The following is a 22,586-nucleotide window of genomic DNA, read 5'->3' as shown; positions in this document are numbered from 1 at the left end:
AAATCTGCACAGACGCGCTTACATGCGCCTCCGAAAGCCATATCAGTTCTCGAGGCCGTTCAGATTCGATTTCGCGCCCCACATGCAAAGGCTGAAAGGTTCGAAACCGAACTGGCGTTCCCTATACGTTTCTTCGTCCACCTTGTTGACACCAACAGAGTATTCGAATGTCATCCCGTCAGGGCCCTGGAAATAAACAAACCGGGCACCGGACGTCGGGTGACGTCCCGGACCGAAGGTAATCGGAACGTTATGTTGTTTCAGCAGATTGTACGAACGCATGATGTCATCGGTCGATTCAACCTGGTGGTTGATATGCTGGAGTCCGCCGCGCCCTGCCGGGACAAGAGCGAGCGTATGATGAATCTCATTCACGCGCAAAAGCGGAACGTCTCCGATACGATCACTGACGCGGGCGTTGCAAACCTGGGTCCAGAATGCTTCATCCCGCTTGCAGTCCTGGCTGAAAATGCCGACATGGCTGAAGCCGGAGATTCCGGCGTCCCGGCTCGGAAAATGACGCTTGCCCATAATCTCTGGCTGAACTACCAGCTCGATTTTCAGGCCACTGGGCTCTCGGAAAGCAACGAAATCTCTTACATGACGAGAATCGCATTCGTCGCGGGTGCCCCTATGCAGATCGTGTCCAAGATCTTCGAGAGTCGCAGCCGCGATTTCAAGTGTCTGACTATCGCGGACTTCGAAACCGACGACGTGGTCGTTGGGGTCCCCTTCGTGGTAGTATAGGGTATGTCCCCGTTCATCTGATCTGAGGTGTCGCGAATTGCGGCTGCTTTCGGAAACCTCCAGGCCCAGAATTCTCGTTGCGAAGTCGGTGCTGGTTTGAATATCTTTTGTACCCATCCGAACATAGCATACATCAAGCAGTTCAATCATCTTGTGCCCACCTTTCTGTTATCTTGGGTTTCCCAATCGGCTCCCCAGCGTTCGGGAAGCAGACCATCGGAGTTCCACATGCAAAACGAGTCGCGCGCGTTTCTGAATTGTCGCGCGGTCCAGTCAGGCTCAACAGTTTTCATTCCGGTGCCGTAAGACACGATCAGGTCCTCGGGCCCCTGAAAGTACAGAAAAACTTCGCCACTTGCGGGATCGCGCCCGGGACCATCGAGGATTCGCACCTGTTGATTGGCAAGCAAATACTTGCTGCGCATGATATCGTTCAGGTCGCCTACCTCGAAATTGACGGATAGCAGCCCACTCCGCTGGCTTGGGTAGTAAGCGATGCGGTGGTGTCGTTCATCAAAACCCAGCTGACCGCTTTCTCCGGCAAAGTCCCGCACCCTGGCGCCGAAAACCTCGGTCCAGATCGCCATGTCGCGCTCGGGGTCAGGGCTGCGCAGATCAACCGACGAAATCGCTTTGATGCCGGCATCGCGGGCGGGGAAAAACCGCTGGCTCTTGTTTTCGTGGCGCACAACGATCTCGAACCGGTTGCCGGCGAAATCTTCAAAGGCCACCGCATCGCGGTAGAGCTTTCCGGCACAAACCTCTGCGGACAGCCGCGCGGGCTCAAGTCCGCAGGCGGTGAGCTTCCCTGTGATGTCGTCAAGATCGGTCTGGTAACGGACACTGAGCCCGACAACCGGCTTGCTGGTCGCGCCGGTGGCGTCGCATTCTACTGAATATGATCGCTCGTCGGATCGGAATCGGGCGATGTCGTCACTGCCGTCCGCAGACTGAAGCCCGACCGCGCCTCCAAGGAACCGATGGAAAGCATCCAATTTTTTTGCCGGGTACCGAACAAAACGAAGCTCTTCAATCATACCGGGGTCACCCTTTCTTCCTGCGGTGCGGCCACATCCGCGCCTGCTAGCGTCAGTTGAGTCGTGCCAAGGTAGGCCCGAACCACTTCAGGGTTATCCAGCACCTCATCAGGAGGTCCGTCTCCGATCGACCGACCGTAATCCAACACATGGATACGGTCCGCAATCGCCGCGACCATTTCCATGTCGTGTTCAATCCAGAGCATTGGAATTCCCAGCTGCTTCTTTGCGGCGTCGATATGGTAGGCAAGTTCTTCGCGTTCTTCCTGGGTCAGTCCCGCGGAAGGTTCGTCCATCAAAAGAACTTTCGGTTCGGCCACCAGCGCCCGCCCAAAGCCGATGATCTTCTGAATTCCAAAAGGCAGACCGCCGACAGGCAAATGCGCCAGATGGGTCAGCGACAACATCTCAAGCACGACGTTGACCACAGCGAGATGCTCGGCCTCTTCGCGCCGTGCCGACGGCAGTCGTAACCATTGTTCCGCAAGTGTCGCCTTGAGATGGTTGTGCCGGGCCACAAGCAAGTTCTCACGTACATTCATCCGGGGGATCAGTTCGGCATGTTGAAAGGTGCGCCCGATTCCCATTTCCGCAATGGCACTGGGTTTCTTGCCGATTAGGGACGTGCCGAGAAAGTCGATCTGACCCGAGGGGCGATAGATCCCGCTGATGCAGTTAAAGATACTGGTCTTGCCTGCCCCGTTTGGTCCGATCAGCGCCAGCAATTCACCCGACCGAACACCCAGCGAAACTCGGTTAAGGACGACCAGACCGCCAAAATGAAGTTCTACATCCTTGAGTTCAAGGTCATACATTTGCTCGCTCCTCGCGTCGGCGCCGCGCATTAGCCAGATAGTCGGCGCGGCCCGCGCTTCCGGTCCCAAGGTACAGTTCCAGGATTTTCTGATTGGTCCGCAGGTCTTGGGTTGCACCTTCAAGCTCGACTTTGCCGTTCTCCAGAACGAAGCCGTAGCTAGCCAACGCAAAAGCCACCGCGGCGCTTTGCTCGACCAAGAGTATGGATAGTTCGGTCCGGGCGTGAATGTCGCGCAGCCGCTCGATGATCTCGTCGACGATCACCGGAGCCAGCCCCAGCGACAGCTCGTCGATCAGCAACAGGCTCGGCTTGCAGACAAGCGCGCTGCCAATCGCCAGCATCTGACGCTCACCCCCTGACAGCAAGCCAGCCGGTTTGTTCCTGAGTTTTGCCAATCTGGGAAAATAGACAAAGATTTCGTCTTCGATCTGCCGCCAGTTGCTGCCTTCGGCCCGCGTGGCCGAGACGACTTCCAGGTTCTCGGCAACGGTCAGGTTGGTAAAAACTTTGTCCCGCTCGGGCACCAGAACGATACCCTTGTGGATCGTTTTCGGAAGCTGAAGCCCGGTGATGTCTTCACCGAAATACCGCACGTTGCCGGCGGTCACCCGTGCATTGTCCAACCCGATGAACCCCGAGATCGCCCTGAGCGTGGTCGATTTTCCAGCACCGTTGGCCCCCAAGAGCGCGGCAATCTGACCTTTCTCAACCCGCAGGTTGACACCGTGCAATGCCCGGATCGAACGTTGATAGGTGACTTCAAGGTCCGTGACTTCCAGAATGTCTGTCATTGCGTGTCCTCCCGTTTCGATGGCGATGCGAATTGACTGACAATGCGTTTCCAGATGCCGATCAGGCCGTTGGGTTCGAAGACTAGAAACAGGATCATCAGAAGACCGAAGGCTGCATGCGAGGCCGATGAAACCGTCGTGATGTCGAGTCCTACATGGGGCACCGCTTCCATTAGCCATTCCACGCAATAAGGAACCAGTGTGACGAAAACGGCGCCCAGCAGTGCTCCCGGCAAGCTGCCCATCCCGCCAATGATGATCATCGCGATATACTGGATGCTCAGGAACAAGGTAAAGGCTTCGACCGCCACGAAGTTCTGATAATATGCGAACAATGCGCCCGAGAAAGAGGCGATTCCCGATGTGATGACGAAGGCCAGCAGCTTGTAGTTGGCGACCTGCACACCAAGAGCTTCGGCCGCCGTTTCATTCGCATGAAGGGCTTCCCAAGCGCGGCCCGTTTTGGAATTCAGTAGGTTTCGGCACCCCCAATAGGTACCCGCGGCCAGCGCCAGAAGTACGTAGTACCAAGCATATCCATCATAAATCTCGTACCCGAAGATCACTGGTGGATCGAGATAGATGCCAGTCGAAGCGCCGCTAGCGAATTCGTACTCGCCTCCGAGGTAGATAACGAGAAAATGCAGCGCCAAAGTGCTCATCGCCAAATAGATGCCACGCAGCCGTAAGGACGGCAGGCCGAAGATTAGGCCGATCACCGCGCCCGCCACGACCGAAGCCGGAAGGGTTATCCAGATACCCGCACCCGTTTCCTTGTAAAGGATCCCGGTGGTAAACGCGCCAGCCGCCATCAGGCCGCTGTGACCCAGAGAGATCTGTCCCGCAAAACCGGTCAGAACCATGAGCGCCAGCGCTCCGATGCCCGCGATAAAGATCTGCGACGCGATGTCGAGATGAAAAGGCGTGGCCGAGGTTGGCAAAAGAACAAGCAGAACGATCAAACCGATCCAGGCCACCTGATTCTTGCTTAGTCGCTTTCTACTTTCTGTGGCAGGGGCCGTTTTTCCGATGCCGGTTTCTATATTAGACACGATTGAGTTCCTCCTTGGTGCCATACAGGCCCCAGGGCCGGACGATCAGAATTGCGATCAGTACAAGGAACGGCACGACATCGGACAGAAGCGGATTAACGTAATGGATCAGAAGAACCTCCAGGGCAGCGATGACACCTGCGCCGATCAAGGCACCGGGCAGGCTGTCCAACCCGCCAACAAGTGCCGCCGGAAAGGCTTTGAGCCCGATCACCGCCATGTTCACGTCGATACGGGAATCGAGGGTGACAAGTATTCCCGCCAGCGACCCCGAAAAGGTCGACAGGGTCCAAGCCAAGGCATAGACGGTATGTAGGTTGATCCCGCGTTGCGCCGCCAGCAACGCATTCTGTCCAGAAGCTCGCATCCGCATGCCCCAGCGTGACATGTGAAGAAATGCCAGAAGCCCTAGGTAGACCAGGAACGTGCAAACAACGAGCCACAGCGCGGCGGTGGAAACCCGGACCGAGTCGGTAAGCGCGATCGAGGCATTGTCGAAGCTGATCATTGCCGCAGCGTTCAGTTGTTGTGGTCCCCAGATCAGGACCATTGCGCCGCGCAAAAGAATGCCTAACGCTACGGTTGTCAGAACGGCGGCCAACACCGGTTGTCCCGTCATCTTGCGCATCAACAGCAGGTAGACGGACAACCCGACGACGATCGAAAACATCGCGGTGATGGCAATCGCAGCGAGAGGATCCGAGGCTATACCTGCCGATGTGGCAACCAACAGGTAAGCTCCCAGGATCATGAGTTCGCCATGTGCCAGATTCAGGACACGGCTGACTTTGTACACCAAGACATAGCCGCTCGCGACAAGAGCGTACAACGACGTCAAAACAACGATATTTGCTAGAATTTGCATGATAAGCTCCCGTCGCGCTCAGGCCTCATTCGACCTCGTAGGCCTTCCAGTCCCGTGCGATCTCCATCGCGCCCTTTTCGTCGCTCCAGCGGTAGGCGCGGTAATAGATAGTTTCGCGGAAATGATTGTTGTCGGTCCACTTGATCGGGCCGCCGCGCAATCCCTTCGTATCGATCTCGATGTTGCTCATGACGGCATTGATCGCCTCGGCGCTTGTGTCTTCGCCAAGCTCTTCAAGGACACCTTCGACGACGATTCCACCGACCCATCCGTCAAGAATGGCCTCTGGATTTAGGCTGGAACCGGCTTCCGTCACCGCGTCGACAAGGGTTCGCGTGGCTTCACTATTTTCGAACAGCATCACGTTGCTGCCCACGGCGATTAGGCCCGGATCTTTTATTTTCAACATCTCAAGTTCCGCCTCGGCGAGGTGACCGACGTAGGCGTTCCCTTCCCAACCCTGCTTGCGCAGCGCATCGACGAAACGGATTTGCACAGACCACGGCGCCCAGGAAAGAACGGCCTCGGCTTCGTTTTGAGTAAGTTTCGTCGCGAAGGATGTGTAGTCAGCTGTGCCGGGCGGCGCGATTTCAACGCCGGCCGATTTCATGCCAGCTTCCAAGACCATCCGCTCAGCTTCTTCCATCCCCGCCCGCGAGATTGGAATGCCCATGGCGGAAAACCCGATGGTGATGTCGCCGCTCTCTCGTTCGCGCAGGTAGTCGACCATCGCGATGCTATCATGCACCGCGGAAAAACCGGTCGAACAGTACAAAAGCGGCTTGGCCGGCGGCATCGTCTCAGCGGGGCAGACCGAACCGGCGAACAATACCGGCACTTCTCGGCGAGTTGCCTGGCTTATGATTGGGGCAAAAGTTGCCGATGTGCTGACCGAGATGATCATCTGCACATCATCCTGGGTTAGGAACCTTTTGGCGTTGCTAGCCGCCCTAGATGCATCCCCCTGATCGTCATAAATCACCAGCGACACGGTTCTTCCATTAACGCCACCGGCGTCGTTCAGCCGGTCGATATAGAGCTTCAATCCTTCGGCCGGCGCGGCGTATGTGCCGGCGGCCCCCCCGCTCAAAGCGGCGCTCATCCCAATCACGACCTCGTCGTCCGCAGCCAACGCTGGTCCTGCGGCAAATGTGGCCGCCACGGCCAAATTCTTGGCAATCTGCTTCATTTTCATTTCTTTATCCTCCGGTTTGTGAATAAGCTTTTTTCAGAGCCGTTGCAGCTTTGCCTGATCAACGGGCCAATCGATGTTTTCGCGTTTCAACGCATCGACCATCATGGTTTTCCAGATGGCGGTGACTTCGGCATATTTTTCGGCATTGCTGTCCCAGAGCGTCCGCATTGCGTAACCCCGGACCATATTGAAGGTCATGTAGACCAGGTTCTCGGCTAAAGGCGGCGGCATGTATTTGGACATGACTTTGACCCATGCGGCCTCGATCGGCAGACGCGCTTTCTGCGACGCCTCCAGAATCTCGGTCTTCAGATCGGGATCCGTGTTCGCGGACAGAACAATGTCCAGAACGCTGAAGAAATGCTCCCCCAGAAAGAAGCTTTCTGCATCCCTAAGCATCTCGTCGAAAATTTTGCTCTGGTCGGTCGCTGCTTCAGCGCCCTCGACGCTTTTGTCGACGGCAATTTGGTAGAGGTGCTCGTGAACTGCCAGGATCAAATCCCGTTTGTGACGGTAATGATGCAGCAGTGCGCCCCTCGATACCCCGGCGTTTTGCACCACCGCTTCGGTGCTGAACCCGGAAAACCCACGTTCGCGCAACACTTCGATTGAGGCCGATATGAGGCGTGATCGCATTTCTAGGCTGCGTTCGTCTTGCGACCGTGAGGCATTGACCACATCGGCGTCCGCCTTGTCGCTCTGTTTGTTGGAGGAAATTTTAGTATTCAATGGATACCTTTCCATCCGCGACGAAAACAGCGTAGGTTTTCAACGGAATTTCGCAGGGCATCAGTCCGGGTTCGCCCGTGGTCACGTCGAAGGTTCCGAAGTGCCACGAGCATTCGACAAACTTTCCGCACAATTCGCCTTCTTCGGACAGCGAAGCCTCGCCATGCGAGCATTGGTCCTGAGTGGCAAAGAAGTTGCCATCGACATTGTAGACGGCGATGACGTCTCCATTCGGCAGGGTCTCGGCACGTATTTCGCCTTCCGGCAAATCTTCGGCGGGGAAAAGAGCCAAGATCCTTTTTGTATCTTCACTCATAGCATCGTGCTCCCGCCATTTACCGAAATCACCTGTCCGGTCACGAAACTCGCTTCGTCCGAGGCCAGGTAACTTACCATCGAAGCGACTTCGCTCATTTCCGCCGGTCGCCCCATCGGGATCACACTGAGAAATTTCTCTGCCAATTTAGGATCGCGTTCGGTAATCTCGGCCATTTGCGGTGTGTTGGTCGCGCAAGGGGCCACTGTATTCACGGTAATCCCGTCAAGGGCGTACTCCCGGGCCAATCCGGTGGTCATGCCGTGCATGCCGCCCTTGGCCGCATTATAGGCGGCATGATCCCACAGACCGTTTCGCACGGAATCCGCACCAACGTTCACGATCCGCCCGCCACGCTGTTCGCGCATGACAGGCAACGCGTGCCAGCAGCACCAGACCGCCGTCCAAAGATTTCGGTCAATGGTTTCACGAAGGGTGTCGGGCGTATGTTCGGCAAATGCTCTGATGATCCCGCCACCTGCATTATTGACCAGAATGTCGAGCCGTCCGTATGCGCCAATGGCCGCATCGACAGCCGTCTTCGCAACGGATTCGTCCGCGAGGTTTCCGGGAACGACCACTGGGGGCTTTCCTTGAAAATGTCGCGCTGCCATTTCCTCGGCCGCCACGGTCGCTTCGGTCTCGTCGAAATTGGCGATCACCAGCCGCGCCCCGTCTGCCATCAGACGTTCAGCGATAACCAGACCAATTCCGCGCCCCGCTCCCGTTATCAGGGCAACCTTGCCTGACAGTTTTCCGCTCATAGTCGGTCCCCTCACTCTTCGTCGATCGCGCCCCTGCAAGACCGGGGCGCGATCCGTCCGTGTTACAAAATTATGCTGATCCGGCCCTGATTACGCAGGCCGTTGGTATCAAGAACAACACGCTTGGACCTGATCCGGGTTTTGCCGTCCGAAACCTCCAGACCGTACAGGAGCTTGCCAAAGAAGATGTTGCTGAAGTCATCCTTGGTTCGATAGGTCGAAAAATTACACGCGACTTCAACCTGACCGTCATCTTGCGAAAGGATACGAACATTCGACACCTGATGGCGGGTTTTTGAATGCGGATACTCCGCATGGGCGGTCCGCTTCATCAATCGCTTGACCCGTTCGCCCAACCGGTACCTGTCATCCGCGATGTAAAACAGGTTGTTGTCGGGTGACGCATCGGCGGGAATGTCCGTCGGCGGAATCTGATAGGTCGCATCGTCGGTGAACAGATCCAGCCATTCCGGCAGCCGCCATTCGTCAAGAAGCTCCGCTTCGGCGTATAGAAAATCCTCTACTTCTGACCGCGTGAGCGTCCCGGCGTCAGATCCCTTTTCTGTTGCAGCGATCATGTCCGCTCTCCCCGGATTTGTTCAGGGCCGGTAAGGCGGCGGCTCCATTCACGCCAGAACGCACGCATCTGCTCTTCGTCGTCCATCGCCGGCTGTTCCAAGCCCATGCCCTTTGATATGTCGTTCCACCGCACTTCCTGACTATTACGATAGCCCAGCTGGCAATGTTCCAGAGCCTCTACGTCATCCGGAGTGGCAAAGCCGCCGGGCCCGAGGAACTCCAGAAAGTTCGACAGGCGGAACTTGCGAGCCGCCGCGCTCTCTTCCTGCGGTCCGGCCGCCCAGGCATTGACGTGAAGCAGGTTTGGCGATTGCGGGAAGAAGGTGCGGATCGTCAGCGACATGATGTCGTTTATGATCAGGTTAGGGAAAATCAGCAGGTTGCGGTTCTTGTAAGCGATCCGGTCTGCTTTCTCCTTGCCGTATAGTTTTTCGTTCCGGGCGTTAAGAGCGTCGATCTCTTTCTTCCCTTCATCGCCCCAGAGTGACACCCATTGACCGGCAGGCCGTCCCCAGGGGGCGCTATATTCGATCACGCCGTGGCCATTGCCTAGATCCTTTCCAACACCGCTCAACGCGACATTGGTCAGGCCGCCTTCCATCGACTTGAGGTAGTCCAGATAAGTCGCATGGGTGCTCGTCGCGTGATAGCCGTCGATGCTGTTTTCTACCAGAAGCTTCCAGTTCGCGTTCATCGCGTATTCCTGGGTGCCGCCAATGACCTCCATGCCGTCAACCGACTGATCGAAGATCACATCCAGATATTCCTTGGCATTGCCAAGGTAATCAACAAGCGGGATTGCTTCAGGGTCGTAGCACAAGAAATACAGCCCGCGATAACTTTCCAGCCGGGGCACCTGACGCATGTTGGAATCAGGGTCGTTCTTGAAGTCGTGCCCATAGCTTTCTTCGCCCGGCTGATTTCTCAGCGCGCCGTCCTGGCCGAAGACCCAGCCATGATAGAAACACTGAAAGGACTTGGCGTTGCCTTTGCGTTCACGGCAGACTTGGGAACCCCGGTGGGGACAGGAATTGAACAGCGCCCGGATGTTGCCCTGGCGGTCCTTGTTGAACAGAATGCTGCGGCCGCCGACCACTCGGGTCACAAAGTCACCCGGTTTCTTTAGTTCCGATTCGTGGCCGAGATAAAGCCAGCAAGTGGAAAAGATACGCTCGCGCTCTTTTACGAACACATCCGGGTCAGTAAAGTTGTTTCTGGAAACCTTGAAGAGATGCCGATCGTTGTCGATCATCACCAAGGGATCGTTTCCGTTGGGCTTCATTGCGTCTTATCCTCCTCCGGTTGATGGGTTTCAGGCGGGAATTGCCTGTCTGAGTTTGTAAGCGGGGTCCTCGATGGCGGCCCGCTCCAGCCGGATGCCGTTTCCGACCAGTTTACGTATTGCGGCCATGTCCTTGGGAACATTGATTGTGGTGCCCCCGACGATTTCACCGCCCCGCAAGGCGATGACGGCGAAGCGACCGCTGGCAGGATCACCGCGCAAGACGGTCTCTTCACCGATGCTGTCGCCCGCCACCTGAATGTTCATGCTATACTGATCGGACCAAAACCACGGCGCAGCCTTTGCCGGCTGCGCCGTGCCTGTTATGGACGCCGCGGCGATGGCGGCCTGCTGGTTGGCATTCGCCCAGGTCTCGATCCGCATCCAGCGATTGTGACACCGGCTGAACTGTTCGGTCGCATCCCCGACCGCCAGCACACCGCTGCTTTCGGTGACGGCCCTGTCGTCGACCCGAAGCCCCTGCGCGCCCTCTGGCAAACCGATCATGGCGGCAATCCCGCGCGGCGGCTCCACCCCGATGCCGACTACTACAAGATCGGCGCTTTCCACCGATCCATCGCTCAGCGTGGTGTCGCACCCCGACGCCGAGACCGGCCTTACATCATACCGGAAACGAACGCCGTTCCCGGCGTGTAGCCGTTCCAGATGTTCGGACGCCTCCGCGGGCAGTCCCCGTTCAAATAGACGTGAGCCGGCCTCGACCACAGTCACGTCGCAGGTCCCCGCTGCCGCTGCGGCAACTTCCAGTCCGATGATCCCGCCGCCCACGATCAAGATCTTTCCACCCATAGCCATCCGTTCGCGGATGGCAGCAGCGTCCTCGATCGTGCGCAGGACATGGATCGGCACGGTCAACCCGGCAAGCTGATCACATTGCCGGGCGCTGGTACCCGTCGCCAAAACCAGATGATCATAGGAAAGCTCCTCGCCCCCGGCGAGCGCCACGACCCGAGCGTTGGGATCGGCGTCGACGACGGGGCTGCCCAGCCGCAAATCTATTTCGGCGGCGCTCCAGTCGCTCTGCGCCTTCATGAAACGAGTCGACCAAGCCGGATCTGTCAGCATTTCCTTGGATAGCTGGGGTCGCTCATAGGGCAGATGCGGCTCCGCCCCGACCAGAACGACCGAACCGGAGAATCCCGCCGAACGGAGTTCCAGCGCGACTCGGGCCCCGGCCTGACCGGCGCCAACGACAACGACTCGTTCGGTCATGGGCGGCCAACGAACCTGCAGGCCACGCCCGGAGCATTTCTGTAATTGTCGGTCTGCATTCTCTCCCCCCTTCTCCGGCCACCTCCCGGCCGGTCAACTTTCTTGCCAAGAATTTACAAACAGGTTAGACTGTTTGTCAATGCACGAAAATCAGGGAGGCGCACAGTTATGTCGCAAAAAGCAGAAGATAGTGATAAAATACAGGTTGTTAGCGGGTATCAAAGCTGCAGTCTTGGCATGCTTCCACCGCGGATGCCGGATCGCGCAGATCCGCAGGTTCCCCATGATGCATCCCTCGGCAAAGTCCGCTATGGCCGGATCGGGAGCGTCTATTTCTATGACCAAAATTTCGACGCCGCTGTCGGGATGGTTGAGATTGAACTCAGCATTCAATGCCTTTCCGAGGGGCATTGCCGCGTCGAGGCATTTGGTATCGGCGATGGCTTTCAATCCTGCTCGGCCAATGGTCAGGACGCACCATTGATCATTCAGTTGTGCCGCAGGGACGGAACGGTGGTCGCCGAATCGAAATGGTCTTATTCGCGTATTCTTTGCGGGCATGTCGAGGCGCTGACACACAAAGAAGACATCCTGCTCGCCAGCGAGGAATTCGAATCAATTGAACTGGGAGTGATTCCCTCGACAAAAGGGACTGTATGCACTTGCGCAATGCCGCTCGGCACCTAGGTGTTGGATCCCATCGGGTTGCTCAACGCCGAGCGCGGGGGAAAGGCCTTAAAGGGCCGAGTGTGGCCTTGCGGTGTTGAGCCAGTCAAGACAGTAGTGCAGGTCGGCGTTTCGCGCTGCCGATGTCGAACGGCCTGACCCAAGGGGTTCATCGCAGCATCTGGTGGATCGGATTTAGGATAAATGATTTGGTTCTGCAGTCCAGATTTTGCTGATGTATTCGTAGGGCGGCGTTAGGCATTTCAGCGTCTTGAGGCGGCGCGCGAAGTTGTAAGCGTCCAGGGCGTCACTGAGGTGGCTACGAAGCTGATCGTGGCTCTCGTCATGATACCGTGTGACCGTGGCGTCCAAAATGTGCGGTTCAAACCTTCGACCTGGCCGTTCGTCGGGCAATGGTCCCTCGGAACATTGCCTGACCCTCCTCACTCCACGGGTGGTTGGGTTTCGCTAGTCGATGCTTGATATCATTTGCCTCGCAGATCAGATCAAACCGCATCTTGCGGAACGTCACGCTGTCACGGCTCCGAGCCTGTTCAGCGAACTGGATGCCGTTATCCGTCGGGTTGGTGTGGATCTTGTACGGAACGGATTCGAGAGGGTGTTCAAGAAACTCGCAATCCGACTTGCGATTGACATGCGCGACCAGTTGCGCGAAAGCAAACTTGCTAATTCGGTTAGTGGCCTCAAAGAGATAAAGCTTTCCTTACGCTGTCTTGACTTCGGCGATGTCGATAGGAAAATAGCCAATCGGGTCGCGTTTGAAATTCTGCCGCTTCGGCTCTTCACCTTCGGCCTCTGGCAAACGGGATCTCCCATGCCGCCGCAGACAACGATGCAATGAAGATCGCGTCAGGTGCGGGATTGAGGGCTGCAAACTGGTCGAAAATCCAGGCCACCTCTTGCAATGCCTTACGACTATTTACTCTATCTGAGCAGACGATCCTCACCGGCTTGAAGTTGATCCGCCCCCACTGAAGTGGTCCGCCGTTATGTTTAGGAAAACGGAGGATGGTCTTGACCCCTGAAACTGGTCCGAACTGAGTGCGAAATTTTGGGTACATTTCTGGCAAGAGAGGAGTGTACTGATGCCGAAGAAACGATTCAGCGACGAACAGATTGCCTTTGCCTTGAGGCAGGCGGAAACGGGAACGACGGTCGGCGAGATTTGCCGAAAGATGGGGATTTCGGAAGCGACGTTCTATCGCTGGAAGAAGGTCTATGCCGGGATGGGCGTATCCGAGATCCGGCGACTGAAGCAGCTCGAAGACGAGAACGGGAAGCTGAAACGTCTGGTCGCGTGTCTGACGTTGGACAAGACCATGCTTCAGGATGCACTGCGAAAAAAGTGGTGAAGCCTGTCCGTCGCCGTGCAGTCATCCGGCACTATCAGGATGTGTTTGAGGTGTCGGAACGCCGGACCTGCCGGGCCATGGGCTTCGGACGGGCTTCCCACAGATACCAATCCAGGCGGGATCCTGAAGTAGAACTTCGTATGAGGCTGAAAGAATTGGCTGAGAGCCGGGTGCGGTATGGATATCGCCGTTTGCACATTCTGCTGCAGCGCGAGGGTTGGCACGTGAACCACAAGCGCCTGTACCGGCTATACTGCGAAGAAGGCCTGTCGATAAGGACCCGCAGCCCGAAGCGGCGTCGCGCCTGCCGGTATCGATCCGGTCGATCGGAGGCCGACGGCATGAACGACGTCTGGGCCATGGACTTCATGTCGGACCGCTTGTTCGACAAGAAACCGTTCCGGATCCTGACGATCGTGGACTGCTTCACGAGAGAGGCTCTCGCGACCGCTGCGAGGGCGAACTTCCGCGCCTACCAGGTCATCGACGAACTGGATCGATTGGCGCGGACCAGAGGCAAGCCTCGAAGCATTCGAGTCGACAACGTCCTATATCGGGAAAATTTTGCTGCTTAGGTCAGCAGGTCATGGGGCATCCGGTGTCTCGGATGCCCTGGTATGATTGCCCAAGCGGTCTCCGCCGTCAAGAAGCGGTCTCTCCCATAGCAAACACAGGGTACGCGCGTTGGCGGCCCTCACCGTCCTTAAGACGAGATCCAAAATCCCAAGCGGAAGACCTGAACATTATCTACGAGGTCAGCTAACTGCCTCCACGGCTCTTGTCAGACAAGGGTCCTTCCGCCTGGGCTCACCCCCTCGAAGAAGGGGCGATAGGGTTCGCCGTGTTTGACCACGGCGTTTACGGTGCGCGCCATCTTGGCGGCGATCGCGGTGTAGGCTTTGCGACGCAGATGGGCATTGTGTCGATCCCGCGAGATGTAGCGTTCGAACTTGTCGCGGAAGCTGTTCGTGCGTTTGAGCACAGCAACCTGGCCTGCCATCCAGAGAGTTCTGCGAAGCCGTGCATTGCCATACTTCGAGATGCGGCTCTGACCGCGGAACATGCCGGACTGCGCAGTCGCCAGGTCCATGCCGCAGAACTTCAGGAACTGGCGGTGATGGCGGAAACGGCGCAGATCGCCAGCTTCGGCCAGGATGGTCAGGGCGTTGATCGGGCCGATCCCGGGGATCGTGGTCAGCAACTGGTAGTCGGGATGATCAGAAAGTAGCTCGATGGCCCGCGCCTCGATCTCGTTGCGCTGGCGAACCAGGCTTCGGCCTTCGGCCAGCACAAGGCGAAACATGCGAACGGCGTCGGACTCCGGGTGAACGGGCAGACCCACCGAGCCAACCGCCGTTGCGTAAATATCTGAAAGCAGGCGTTCTTTTGAGACCTTCCGACCGACCACCTGCCACGCATCTGCAACGAAGGCCTCACGGCTCCTGGCCGTGATCATATGCGGCGTCGGGTACTTCTCGAGGAATGCCAAAAACCAGTCAGTACGCGAACTGCGGTGAAAGCGCTCCGCCTCGAGAAAGTACAGCGGCAGGTAATGCGTCAGGATGCGGTGCCAGAGCTCAGTCTTCGAGCGCGAAACGATCTCGTGGGTCTTTGACAGTTCCTGGATGTCCGCTATGCCAGTCACCAGTGGATCGTGGAAAAACTGCACGGCGCCGATCTCCGTCATATGCAGGATGACTTGGGCGTCCTTCGGATCGTTCTTGTCCCAGCTGTTGTGCAGTGCCTCCCGCGTCCGCGCCAGACCTACTGAGGAGACCAGCTTCAGGTCAAAACCGGCCTGGCCGAGGTGGTGCGCAAGTGGCCGATGGTAGTTGCCAGTCGCCTCAAAGCCGATCCTTACCGGCAGGTCGTAGCTGGCAAGAGCGGCGGCCAGTCGCTGGAAATCCTCCAGAGTGTTTGTGATCGTAAGGCGGCGACGGCGCTTCTTACCTGGAATGCCAATCAGCACCTCATGGCGGTATTTGGAAATGTCGATGGCGGCCAACAGGGTCGGCGCGATAAAATGAGTGGCGGTCATAGCCGGTCTCCTCAGCGGTGTGGTTCATGCAAAACCACTGTTGAGACCTGCGACCCGGTTATGGCCACCCGCTGCGCTATCTGAGGGCTGCGCGCGTGGCCATAACCTTAAACAAGCGCTTCTTCCCGAGGTGCTACGGCCCGGAATTTGCCGGTCGGCTGCTCGACCAATGGGCCTACTTGAACAAGGTGGAATTGGACTTCTCCCGGCCCGGAAAACCAACGGACAACGCCTATATCGAAGCATTCAACGGTCGGCTTCGCCAAGAGTGCTTGAACGCATCATGGTTCCTGTCGATGGACGATGCCCGAACCCGGATCAACAACTGGAGAACTGACTACAACGAAACCAGGCGGTGAACCGCCCCGGGTTTCCCGGAGGCTGATTACTCCGTCTCACGCGACGTTATCGAACTCGTTTTGCTGTTCATAGAACTTCTCCTCGGCCTCTGCTGGCGGGATGTTTCCGATGGGTTGCAGCAGGCGTCGGTTGTTGAACCAATCGACCCATTTCAGGGTTTCCCATTCGACGGCATCAGCGCTTTCCACGGTCCCAACCGGTGAATGACTTCCGCCTTGAACAGCCCAATGATCGTCTCGGCCAGGGCGTTGTCATAGCTGTCACCCACACTGCCGACCGAGGGTTCGATCCCGGCTTCAGCCAAGCGCTCGGTATAGCGGATCGACACATACTGGCTACCGCGGTCACTGTGATGGATCAGATCGCCGCTTGGACGCCGCTCGTAAAGCGCCTGCTCCAGTGCATCCAGCACGAACTGGGTTTGCGGGGACCTTGACGCCCGCCAGCCGACGATCCGATTGGCGAAGGTGTCGATCACGAAGGCCACATAGACGAAGCCTTGCCAGGTCGAGACGTAAGTGAAGTCACTGACCCAGAGTGTGTTCGGCGCCGGTGCCCGGAACTGTCGGTTCACCTTGTCGCGCGGGCATGGCAACGCCTTGTCCGGTCGCGTCGTTTTCTGGGCCTTGCCGCGAACAACGCCCTGTATGCCAAGCTGCCGCATCAGCCGTTCTACCGTGCAGCGGGCCACGTCGAAGCCTTCTCGGCGCATCTGAAGCCAGACCTTGCGCACCCCGTAGACCTTGAAGTTCTGATCCCAGACGCGTTGCACCTCTTGCCGTAAGGCGGCATCCCGCTTGGCGCGATCCGACGCCCGATCCGGGTTTCGGGCAATGGCCAGATGCTCGTAGAAGGTCGAGGGGCGATCGGCAGAACACGGCAGATCGGCTCGACCCCATACTCGGCCCGATGATCTTCGATGAAACCGATCATCGTTTCAGTGGGCGGTCGAGCTCCGCCTGGGCAAAATACGCGCTGGCCTTCTTAAGGATTTCGTTGGCCTGCCGAAGCTCCCGAACCTCGCGTTCCAGATCCTTGATCCGGGCCCGCTCCTCAGATGTCACGCCATCCCGGTGACCAGCGTCGGTTTCTTCCTGCTGAACCCAACGCTTCAACGTATCCCGGCCGCAACCGATTTTCGGTGCAATGGCCTTGATCGCCGCCGACTGGCTGTCGTAGCTGCCTTGATTGTCGAATACCATCCGCACGGCCCTTGCTCGTGTCTCAGGTGAATAGCGGTTCGCTCTGTTGTCTTTTCCATGGCTCCAATCCTTCCTTGATCTGGAGCCTCCGGAAAACCCGGAGCGGTTCAGCCAGGGGAATCGCTGCCCACGGCGTTCCAGGACTGGTCGAACACCAAGGCGACTTACCGGTTCTTCTCCAACGGGAGTATCCGCGAAGACAAAATCCTCGAGGGGCATTTCGCCGCCTCCGCCCTGCGCACCCAGGCCACCAACGGTCCCATTCTGGTCCTGCAAGACACTACGGAATTCAACTTCAAACGCGCCGCGCCGGAAAAGATCAGGTTGACCAAGGTGTCGACCGGACGCAAGCTGAAGGAAGGCCGCTACCAGAAGCACGCGATCTGCGGGCTCCTGATGCACGCCAGCCTGGCGATCACGCCGGACGGTTTGCCCCTCGGTATGACAGCCGCCAAGTTTTGGTCGCGCTCCAAGTTCAAGGGGTCCGCGGCGCTCAAGCGTAAGATCAATCCGACCCATGTGCCCATCGAGCAGAAGGAGAGCATGCGCTGGCTCGGCAATCTGCGCCTGTCCACCGAACTGGCAGGCGCGCCGGAACGCTGCGTGCATGTCGGCGACCGCGAGAGCGACATCTACGAACTCTACTGCCTGGCCGAGGAACTCGGGACCAACTTCCTGGTCCGGAGCTGCGTCGACCGCCTGGCGGAGGATGGCGGCACGACCATCGCCAAGGTCATGGCGCAGGTGCAGTCCAGCGGCACCCATGAGGTGCGGTTCCGGGACTTGCAAGGCAATGACCATTGCGCGGTGCTGTCAGTCCGGCATGCCACCATGACCGTCCGGCCGCCTATCGGAAAGCAGCGGAAATTCCGGAATCAGGAGCTCCAGATCATCCATGCCGAGGAACTCGACCCGCCGGAAGGCCGGATGCCCGTCATCTGGAAACTGACCACGAACCTGCCAGTGGCGACCCACGCGGACGCTGTACACAAGCTCGAATGGCACGCACTGCGCTGGAAGATCGAGACCTTCTTCCGGACTCTGAAGACTGGCTGCCGGATCGAGGAACTGTGCCTCGCGACTGCCGAGCGCTTAGCCAACTGCATCGCGTTGTGCTGCGTCGTGGCCTGGCGCGTGTCATGGCTGGCAATGCTCAGCCGAGATGCACCGGCGGCGGACCCTGCCGCCGTTTTCACGGAGGACAAGCTTCACCTGCTCGATCAGGCGACGCCCGACAGGAAGCGCCAGGTACTGCGCGACCTCCAATTCTATGTCAGGGCCGTCGCGCGTCTCGGAGGCGACCTCGACCGCGCTTCCGACGCACCGCCCGGGACGACGGTCATCTGGCGTGGCTTTTCCCGTCTCGCCGACCTCGTCAAAGGCTCCTGGCTCGCAACACCGCCGCCGGACACTTGTGGGTAACCGTAAGAACAACCGGAACCATACGTCAGAAAGGCTTGGGTTCATTGTCAGGAAATTAAACAGTTGTTAGATTTTTTTAATGCAAGGATGACTCGATAGGAATAAAACATGTCTCTGATCAAGAACTCCCCTAGCTGGGTAGTGGATGAACACAAGATGTTCGCGGATAGTACGCGCAGGCTTTTCAATGCAGAGATGGCTCCGAACATTGAGAAATGGGTGGAGCAGGGCATTGTTGACCGCGACTTCTGGAAAACAGTCGGTCAGCAGGGTGTCATGGGTGGCTCGATTGCCGAAGAATATGGTGGGTTCGGTGGCGGCATCGGGTTCGACGCGATTACCGTCTACGAGCAGGGGCGCACCGGTGATACGGGTTGGGGCTATGGGATCCAGTCCATCGTAATCCATTATCTCAACGCATATGGCAGTGAGGAACAGAAGAAAAAGTGGTTGCCGAAACTGGTCAGCGGCGACAGCGTTGCGGCGATTGCCATGACCGAGCCTGGAACGGGCTCTGACCTCCAGAACGTACAAACCTATGCGGAAAAGGATGGCAACCACTACAAGATCAACGGTTCGAAGATCTTTATCACAAACGGGCACACGGCGGATCTCGTTGTGATCGTGGCAAAGACCGACCGCATCGCCGGCGCCAAGGGCGTTTCGTTGATCGTTCTGGAAACCGAGGGCGCCGAGGGCTTTCGCCGGGGACGGAACCTGAAGAAACTGGGTATGAAAGGTTCGGATACTGCTGAGCTGTTCTTCGAGGATGTGCGCGTGCCTACGGCGAACCTGCTTGGTCCGGAAGAGGGGCAGGGGTTCTACCAGCTGATGAAGCAGCTGCCTTGGGAGCGGCTGATGATCGGCATTACCGCGCTCGGTTTTATTGATTTTGCGATCGATGAAACGGTGAAATATGTTCAGGATCGCAAGGCATTTGGAAGCCGGATCATGGACTTCCAGAATACACGCTTCAAACTGGCAGAATGCAAAACCAAGGCCGAATTGCTACGTTCCTTCGTAAATGACGGGCTCGCGCGTCTTGAAGCGGGCGAACTTGATGCGGCCACGGCTTCGATGGCGAAATGGTGGGGCAGCCAGACGCAGAACGAGGTCATGCATGAATGCCTGCAACTGCACGGCGGTTACGGTTTCATGATGGAATACCCCATCGCGCGACTTTATGCCGACAGCAGGGTCCAGATGATCTACGGCGGCACCAACGAGATCATGAAGGAACTGATCGCACGCTCGATGGATGTTTGATCCGTCCGGTGCCGGGCGGGGCTATTCCCTGCCCGGCCCCAGAATTTCGTCGCTGTGTTCCCCAAGTCGCGGGGCCGGGCGATGATCATGTCGCGCAGGGGTCGCCGAAAAGCGAACCGGCGGGCGTGTCGTCCAGATCGCACCTTCGGTCGGGTGATCAATCCGTTGAAAGAACCCGGTTGCGGCAAGATGGGGATCGTTCGGCAAATCTGACAGGTTGCGCACTGGCATGGCGGGTATGTCGGTCTGCTCCATGAGGTCAAGCCACTCATCTGTGGTCCGGGTCAGCGCAATCTGCGCCACCATATCGTATACTGCGCCGATGTTGCGGCTTCGGGCATCCATGTCCGTGACCCAGGCATGGTCGATCATGTCATTGCGCCCAACCGTCTTGAAGAACCGCGCCCATTGTACGTTGGTGTAAGGCAGAATTGTGATGTAGCCATCAGCGGTCTGAACTGGACGCCGGTGCGGAACCAGCATGCGGGCATAGCCGAAATCCTGCGGAAGCTCTTCAAAGGTGGCACCATCCATATGTTCGGCCAACAGGAAGGCGGCCAGCGTCTCAAACATCGGAACCTCGACATGCTGGGCCTCTCCAGTACGTTCGCGGTGGAACAGGGCGCCCATCACGGCATAGGCGGCGGTCACGCCGCCAAGCTTGTCGGCCAGAATTGTCGGGGCATAAGCGGGCGGTGCCTCGGGGTCGCGCAAGGTTGCCAGGCTGGCCAATCCCGACACCGACTGGACGGAATCGTCGAATGCTGGCTTGGCGGCATAGGGCCCGTCCTGTCCGAAACCGGTGGCGGATACCGTGATCAGGTTCGGGTTTTCCTGGCGCAGGGTTTCGGGATCCAAAGACAATCTGGCAAGCGCCGCAGGCCGGATGCTCGAAATCATCACATCGGCATCGATGAGCAGTTTGCGCAACTGATCGAGACCGGTTTGTGTTTTGAGGTCGAGTACGACACTGCGCTTGTTACGGTTGGTCCCCAGAAAAGCGGCCCCCATCAGCTTGTTGCGCGATGGCTGGACCTGGCGAAGAAGATCGCCCTCGGGGCCTTCCACCTTGATCACATCGGCCCCCAGATCGCCCAGCATCTGCGTCGCCAAAGGTCCGAAAACTACAGAAGTCAGATCGACGATCTTCACGCCTTGAAGGATCGCCGGTTTGTTCTCAGCGGTCATTTGATTGTCCACCCTTTTGGTTGTCCACCGTTTTCATGAACGGGGTCCGAATTCGGCGCGAATGGCTTTACCTTGCGCATCGAAGGCAGGGCAGGGGCGCAGTGTCGTTTCGCCGACGCTGCGCCGGATCGGGGGTGTCGGGACGTTGATCTCGCCCGAGGGTGTGCCTATCACGGATCGGTCAAGCTGGGGGTGACCGGACAGGGTCGCCACGTCGTTCACCGCGCCCGAGGCAATGCCCGCAGCGTCAAGCCGCTTCAGTATCTCGGCGCGGTCATGCGAGGCGAACACGGCCTTGATGAGCACTTCGAGCGCGGGTTTGTTGTTGATGCGCGATGTGTTGTCGTGAAAACGGGGGTCGGTTGCCAGAGCCGCGTCGCCCAGTATGTGTTCACAGAACCTTTGCCATTCGCCGCTGTGCTGCACGGTAATGACGACAAGCTGACCGTCCTTGCATTCATAGGCCCCGTACGGGCAGATGACCGTGTGGTTCAGTCCGACACGGGGTGTCGGCTTGCCAAGGTAATCGTGATATAGCAGCGGAACCGACATCCAGTCGGCCATCACATCAAACATTGCCACGGAAACGCCGCTGCCCTTGCCGGTGCGATCTCGCCCGACCAGTGCTTCGCAGATTCCGGCATGGGCTGTCATACCGGTTGCGATATCGCAGACCGACACTCCAACCCGTCCCGGTCCGTCCGCAGTGCCGGTCACTGATGCCAGACCGCTCTCGCATTGCACCAGAAGGTCATAGGCCTTGGCGTTGCGCATCGGGCCGTCTTCGCCATATCCGGTGATGTCGCAGGTCACGAGACGCGGGAACCTCTCTCGCAGACTTGCGGAATCGAGCCCGAGCTTGGCCAGCGCGCCCGGCAGCAGGTTCTGAATAAACACATCCGCGTTTTCCAGCATCCTGAGCAGGATTTCACGGTCTTCGTCGGCTTTAATGTCCAGCGCCACCGATTCCTTTCCCCGGTTCAACCATGTGAAATAGGCGCTTTCGCCGTTGGCGGCGGTATCGTAGGCGCGGGCGAAATCGCCGGCTCCCTTGCGTTCGATCTTAATCACACGCGCGCCGGCATCGGCCAGCCGCGAGGAGCAAAAAGGCGCGGCGACTGCCTGTTCCAACGCAACGACGAGTTTGCCGGAAAGGGGGGCTAAGTCTGAACCTGACATGAGTTTCTCTCAATTGATCCTGAAAGGTTGACTAAATCTAACAATTGTTAGAAACATAATCAATACGATTAGACAAAGACTGGATCGCTTGAAGGAGAACGCCGGTGCAGGACGCCAAACGACCAGACCAGTTTTTCCAACGCGCGCTGGCAGAGGGAGAGATCCTGCTGCCCAAGTGCGATGACTGCGGGGCATATCACTTTTTCCCGAGAGTCCTGTGTCCCCATTGTCATGGCAGCGCGATTTCTTGGAAGAAGGCTAGCGGCAAGGGACGGGTCCACACCACAACAGTTGTGCGCCGAAAGCCCGAACGGGGCGGCGATTACAACGTATGCGTCGTCGAGCTGGACGAGGGTGTCCGGATGATGAGCCGGGTCGAGGGCATTGCCCCAGGTGAGGTCGTCATCGACATGCCTGTAACCGCATTCGTGGGCGAGGCTGAGGGTGTTCCGGCCGTGCTTTTCAAACCGTCGGAGGGATAGGCC

Annotated in this window: 20 protein-coding genes, 4 pseudogenes and 1 other annotated feature; of the genes and pseudogenes, 7 read left to right on the top strand and 17 right to left on the bottom strand. The window is 57.9% G+C overall.

The features are described 5' to 3' along the window. Positions 1 to 42: 42 nt before the first annotated feature. From HOY44_RS20820 to HOY44_RS20760, 13 genes are all read right to left on the bottom strand, one after another. Positions 43 to 897, bottom strand: coding sequence for a VOC family protein (locus HOY44_RS20820; RefSeq protein ID WP_088626321.1), 855 nt, complete (start codon positions 895 to 897; stop codon positions 43 to 45). Continuing rightward, positions 894 to 1,784 (bottom strand): VOC family protein, encoded by an 891-nt coding sequence (locus tag HOY44_RS20815; protein ID WP_287437538.1) that lies wholly within the window; start codon positions 1,782 to 1,784, stop codon positions 894 to 896. The genes HOY44_RS20820 and HOY44_RS20815 overlap by 4 nt, the downstream gene beginning before the upstream one ends. Continuing rightward, entirely contained in the window at positions 1,781 to 2,599 is an 819-nt protein-coding gene (locus HOY44_RS20810) for an ABC transporter ATP-binding protein (protein ID WP_172720981.1), read from the bottom strand. The genes HOY44_RS20815 and HOY44_RS20810 overlap by 4 nt, the downstream gene beginning before the upstream one ends. Next, the gene (locus tag HOY44_RS20805; RefSeq protein ID WP_287437534.1) at positions 2,592 to 3,392 is read right to left on the bottom strand and encodes an ABC transporter ATP-binding protein; all 801 of its coding nucleotides are present in this window, start codon (positions 3,390 to 3,392) and stop codon (positions 2,592 to 2,594) included. Before HOY44_RS20805 ends, HOY44_RS20810 begins: the two co-directional genes overlap by 8 nt. Then, on the bottom strand, positions 3,389 to 4,369 hold the full coding sequence (locus tag HOY44_RS20800) for a branched-chain amino acid ABC transporter permease (RefSeq protein ID WP_287437532.1): 981 nt from the start codon (positions 4,367 to 4,369) through the stop codon (positions 3,389 to 3,391). Before HOY44_RS20800 ends, HOY44_RS20805 begins: the two co-directional genes overlap by 4 nt. Positions 4,370 to 4,436: 67 nt before the next feature. After that, on the bottom strand, positions 4,437 to 5,309 hold the full coding sequence (locus tag HOY44_RS20795; protein ID WP_287437530.1) for a branched-chain amino acid ABC transporter permease: 873 nt from the start codon (positions 5,307 to 5,309) through the stop codon (positions 4,437 to 4,439). Positions 5,310 to 5,334: 25 nt separating this feature from the next. Beyond that, the gene (locus HOY44_RS20790; protein WP_287437516.1) at positions 5,335 to 6,504 is read right to left on the bottom strand and encodes an ABC transporter substrate-binding protein; all 1,170 of its coding nucleotides are present in this window, start codon (positions 6,502 to 6,504) and stop codon (positions 5,335 to 5,337) included. Positions 6,505 to 6,537: 33 nt separating this feature from the next. Beyond that, the gene (locus HOY44_RS20785; protein WP_287437514.1) at positions 6,538 to 7,233 is read right to left on the bottom strand and encodes a TetR/AcrR family transcriptional regulator; all 696 of its coding nucleotides are present in this window, start codon (positions 7,231 to 7,233) and stop codon (positions 6,538 to 6,540) included. Further along, positions 7,223 to 7,549 (bottom strand): non-heme iron oxygenase ferredoxin subunit, encoded by a 327-nt coding sequence (locus tag HOY44_RS20780; RefSeq protein ID WP_088626329.1) that lies wholly within the window; start codon positions 7,547 to 7,549, stop codon positions 7,223 to 7,225. Before HOY44_RS20780 ends, HOY44_RS20785 begins: the two co-directional genes overlap by 11 nt. Further along, the gene (locus tag HOY44_RS20775; RefSeq protein WP_121067000.1) at positions 7,546 to 8,313 is read right to left on the bottom strand and encodes an SDR family NAD(P)-dependent oxidoreductase; all 768 of its coding nucleotides are present in this window, start codon (positions 8,311 to 8,313) and stop codon (positions 7,546 to 7,548) included. The genes HOY44_RS20780 and HOY44_RS20775 overlap by 4 nt, the downstream gene beginning before the upstream one ends. 62 nt (positions 8,314 to 8,375) lie before the next feature. Further along, positions 8,376 to 8,891 carry an aromatic-ring-hydroxylating dioxygenase subunit beta gene (locus HOY44_RS20770; protein ID WP_287437510.1) on the bottom strand — a complete coding sequence of 172 codons (516 nt, stop codon included), beginning with the start codon at positions 8,889 to 8,891 and terminating at the stop codon, positions 8,376 to 8,378. Then, positions 8,888 to 10,174: an aromatic ring-hydroxylating oxygenase subunit alpha gene (locus tag HOY44_RS20765; RefSeq protein ID WP_088626332.1), complete on the bottom strand. Its 1,287-nt coding sequence runs from the start codon at positions 10,172 to 10,174 to the stop codon at positions 8,888 to 8,890. Before HOY44_RS20765 ends, HOY44_RS20770 begins: the two co-directional genes overlap by 4 nt. 30 nt (positions 10,175 to 10,204) lie before the next feature. After that, positions 10,205 to 11,407 carry an NAD(P)/FAD-dependent oxidoreductase gene (locus HOY44_RS20760; RefSeq protein WP_287437506.1) on the bottom strand — a complete coding sequence of 401 codons (1,203 nt, stop codon included), beginning with the start codon at positions 11,405 to 11,407 and terminating at the stop codon, positions 10,205 to 10,207. 168 nt (positions 11,408 to 11,575) lie between these two features. On the opposite strand from HOY44_RS20760, the gene HOY44_RS20755 reads away from it, so the two are divergent. The 3 genes and pseudogenes from HOY44_RS20755 to HOY44_RS20745 all read left to right on the top strand — a co-directional run. Further along, entirely contained in the window at positions 11,576 to 12,094 is a 519-nt protein-coding gene (locus HOY44_RS20755) for a hypothetical protein (protein ID WP_133119827.1), read from the top strand. 454 nt (positions 12,095 to 12,548) lie between these two features. Beyond that, on the top strand, positions 12,549 to 12,935 hold the full coding sequence (locus HOY44_RS20750) for a hypothetical protein (RefSeq protein ID WP_287437504.1): 387 nt from the start codon (positions 12,549 to 12,551) through the stop codon (positions 12,933 to 12,935). A 244-nt stretch (positions 12,936 to 13,179) separates the two neighbouring features. Further along, positions 13,180 to 13,991 (top strand): annotated as a pseudogene (locus HOY44_RS20745) (IS3 family transposase); the annotation flags it as partial. 236 nt (positions 13,992 to 14,227) lie between these two features. On the opposite strand, the gene HOY44_RS20740 reads toward HOY44_RS20745, so the two are convergent. Continuing rightward, a complete protein-coding gene (locus HOY44_RS20740) occupies positions 14,228 to 15,484 on the bottom strand; it encodes an IS110 family RNA-guided transposase (RefSeq protein ID WP_287437502.1) in 1,257 nt (418 codons plus the stop codon). A 137-nt stretch (positions 15,485 to 15,621) separates the two neighbouring features. On the opposite strand from HOY44_RS20740, the pseudogene HOY44_RS20735 reads away from it, so the two are divergent. Further along, a pseudogene (locus HOY44_RS20735) lies at positions 15,622 to 15,837 on the top strand (integrase core domain-containing protein); the annotation flags it as partial. 42 nt (positions 15,838 to 15,879) lie between these two features. On the opposite strand, the pseudogene HOY44_RS20730 reads toward HOY44_RS20735, so the two are convergent. Continuing rightward, positions 15,880 to 17,046, bottom strand: a pseudogene (locus tag HOY44_RS20730) (IS3 family transposase). After that, positions 16,703 to 16,819 (bottom strand) — a sequence feature (AL1L pseudoknot). Its footprint overlaps the pseudogene before it by 117 nt. A gap of 114 nt (positions 17,047 to 17,160) precedes the next feature. On the opposite strand from HOY44_RS20730, the pseudogene HOY44_RS20725 reads away from it, so the two are divergent. Further along, a pseudogene (locus tag HOY44_RS20725) lies at positions 17,161 to 18,468 on the top strand (IS4 family transposase); the annotation flags it as partial. A gap of 108 nt (positions 18,469 to 18,576) precedes the next feature. Continuing rightward, positions 18,577 to 19,734, top strand: coding sequence for an acyl-CoA dehydrogenase family protein (locus tag HOY44_RS20720; protein ID WP_287437500.1), 1,158 nt, complete (start codon positions 18,577 to 18,579; stop codon positions 19,732 to 19,734). 21 nt (positions 19,735 to 19,755) lie between these two features. Here the strand turns inward: HOY44_RS20720 and HOY44_RS20715 are convergent, their stop codons facing one another. After that, on the bottom strand, positions 19,756 to 20,922 hold the full coding sequence (locus HOY44_RS20715) for a CaiB/BaiF CoA transferase family protein (RefSeq protein ID WP_287437498.1): 1,167 nt from the start codon (positions 20,920 to 20,922) through the stop codon (positions 19,756 to 19,758). A 33-nt stretch (positions 20,923 to 20,955) separates the two neighbouring features. After that, positions 20,956 to 22,101, bottom strand: coding sequence for a CaiB/BaiF CoA transferase family protein (locus HOY44_RS20710; RefSeq protein WP_138424285.1), 1,146 nt, complete (start codon positions 22,099 to 22,101; stop codon positions 20,956 to 20,958). 104 nt (positions 22,102 to 22,205) lie between these two features. On the opposite strand from HOY44_RS20710, the gene HOY44_RS20705 reads away from it, so the two are divergent. Continuing rightward, positions 22,206 to 22,583: a Zn-ribbon domain-containing OB-fold protein gene (locus tag HOY44_RS20705; protein WP_100160982.1), complete on the top strand. Its 378-nt coding sequence runs from the start codon at positions 22,206 to 22,208 to the stop codon at positions 22,581 to 22,583. The last annotated feature ends 3 nt before the right edge of the window (positions 22,584 to 22,586 follow it).

Source organism: Maritimibacter sp. (assembly GCF_016774595.1).
Taxonomy (GTDB): Bacteria; Pseudomonadota; Alphaproteobacteria; order Rhodobacterales; family Rhodobacteraceae; genus Maritimibacter; species Maritimibacter alkaliphilus.
This window is presented reverse-complemented; position numbering and strand designations above follow the sequence as displayed.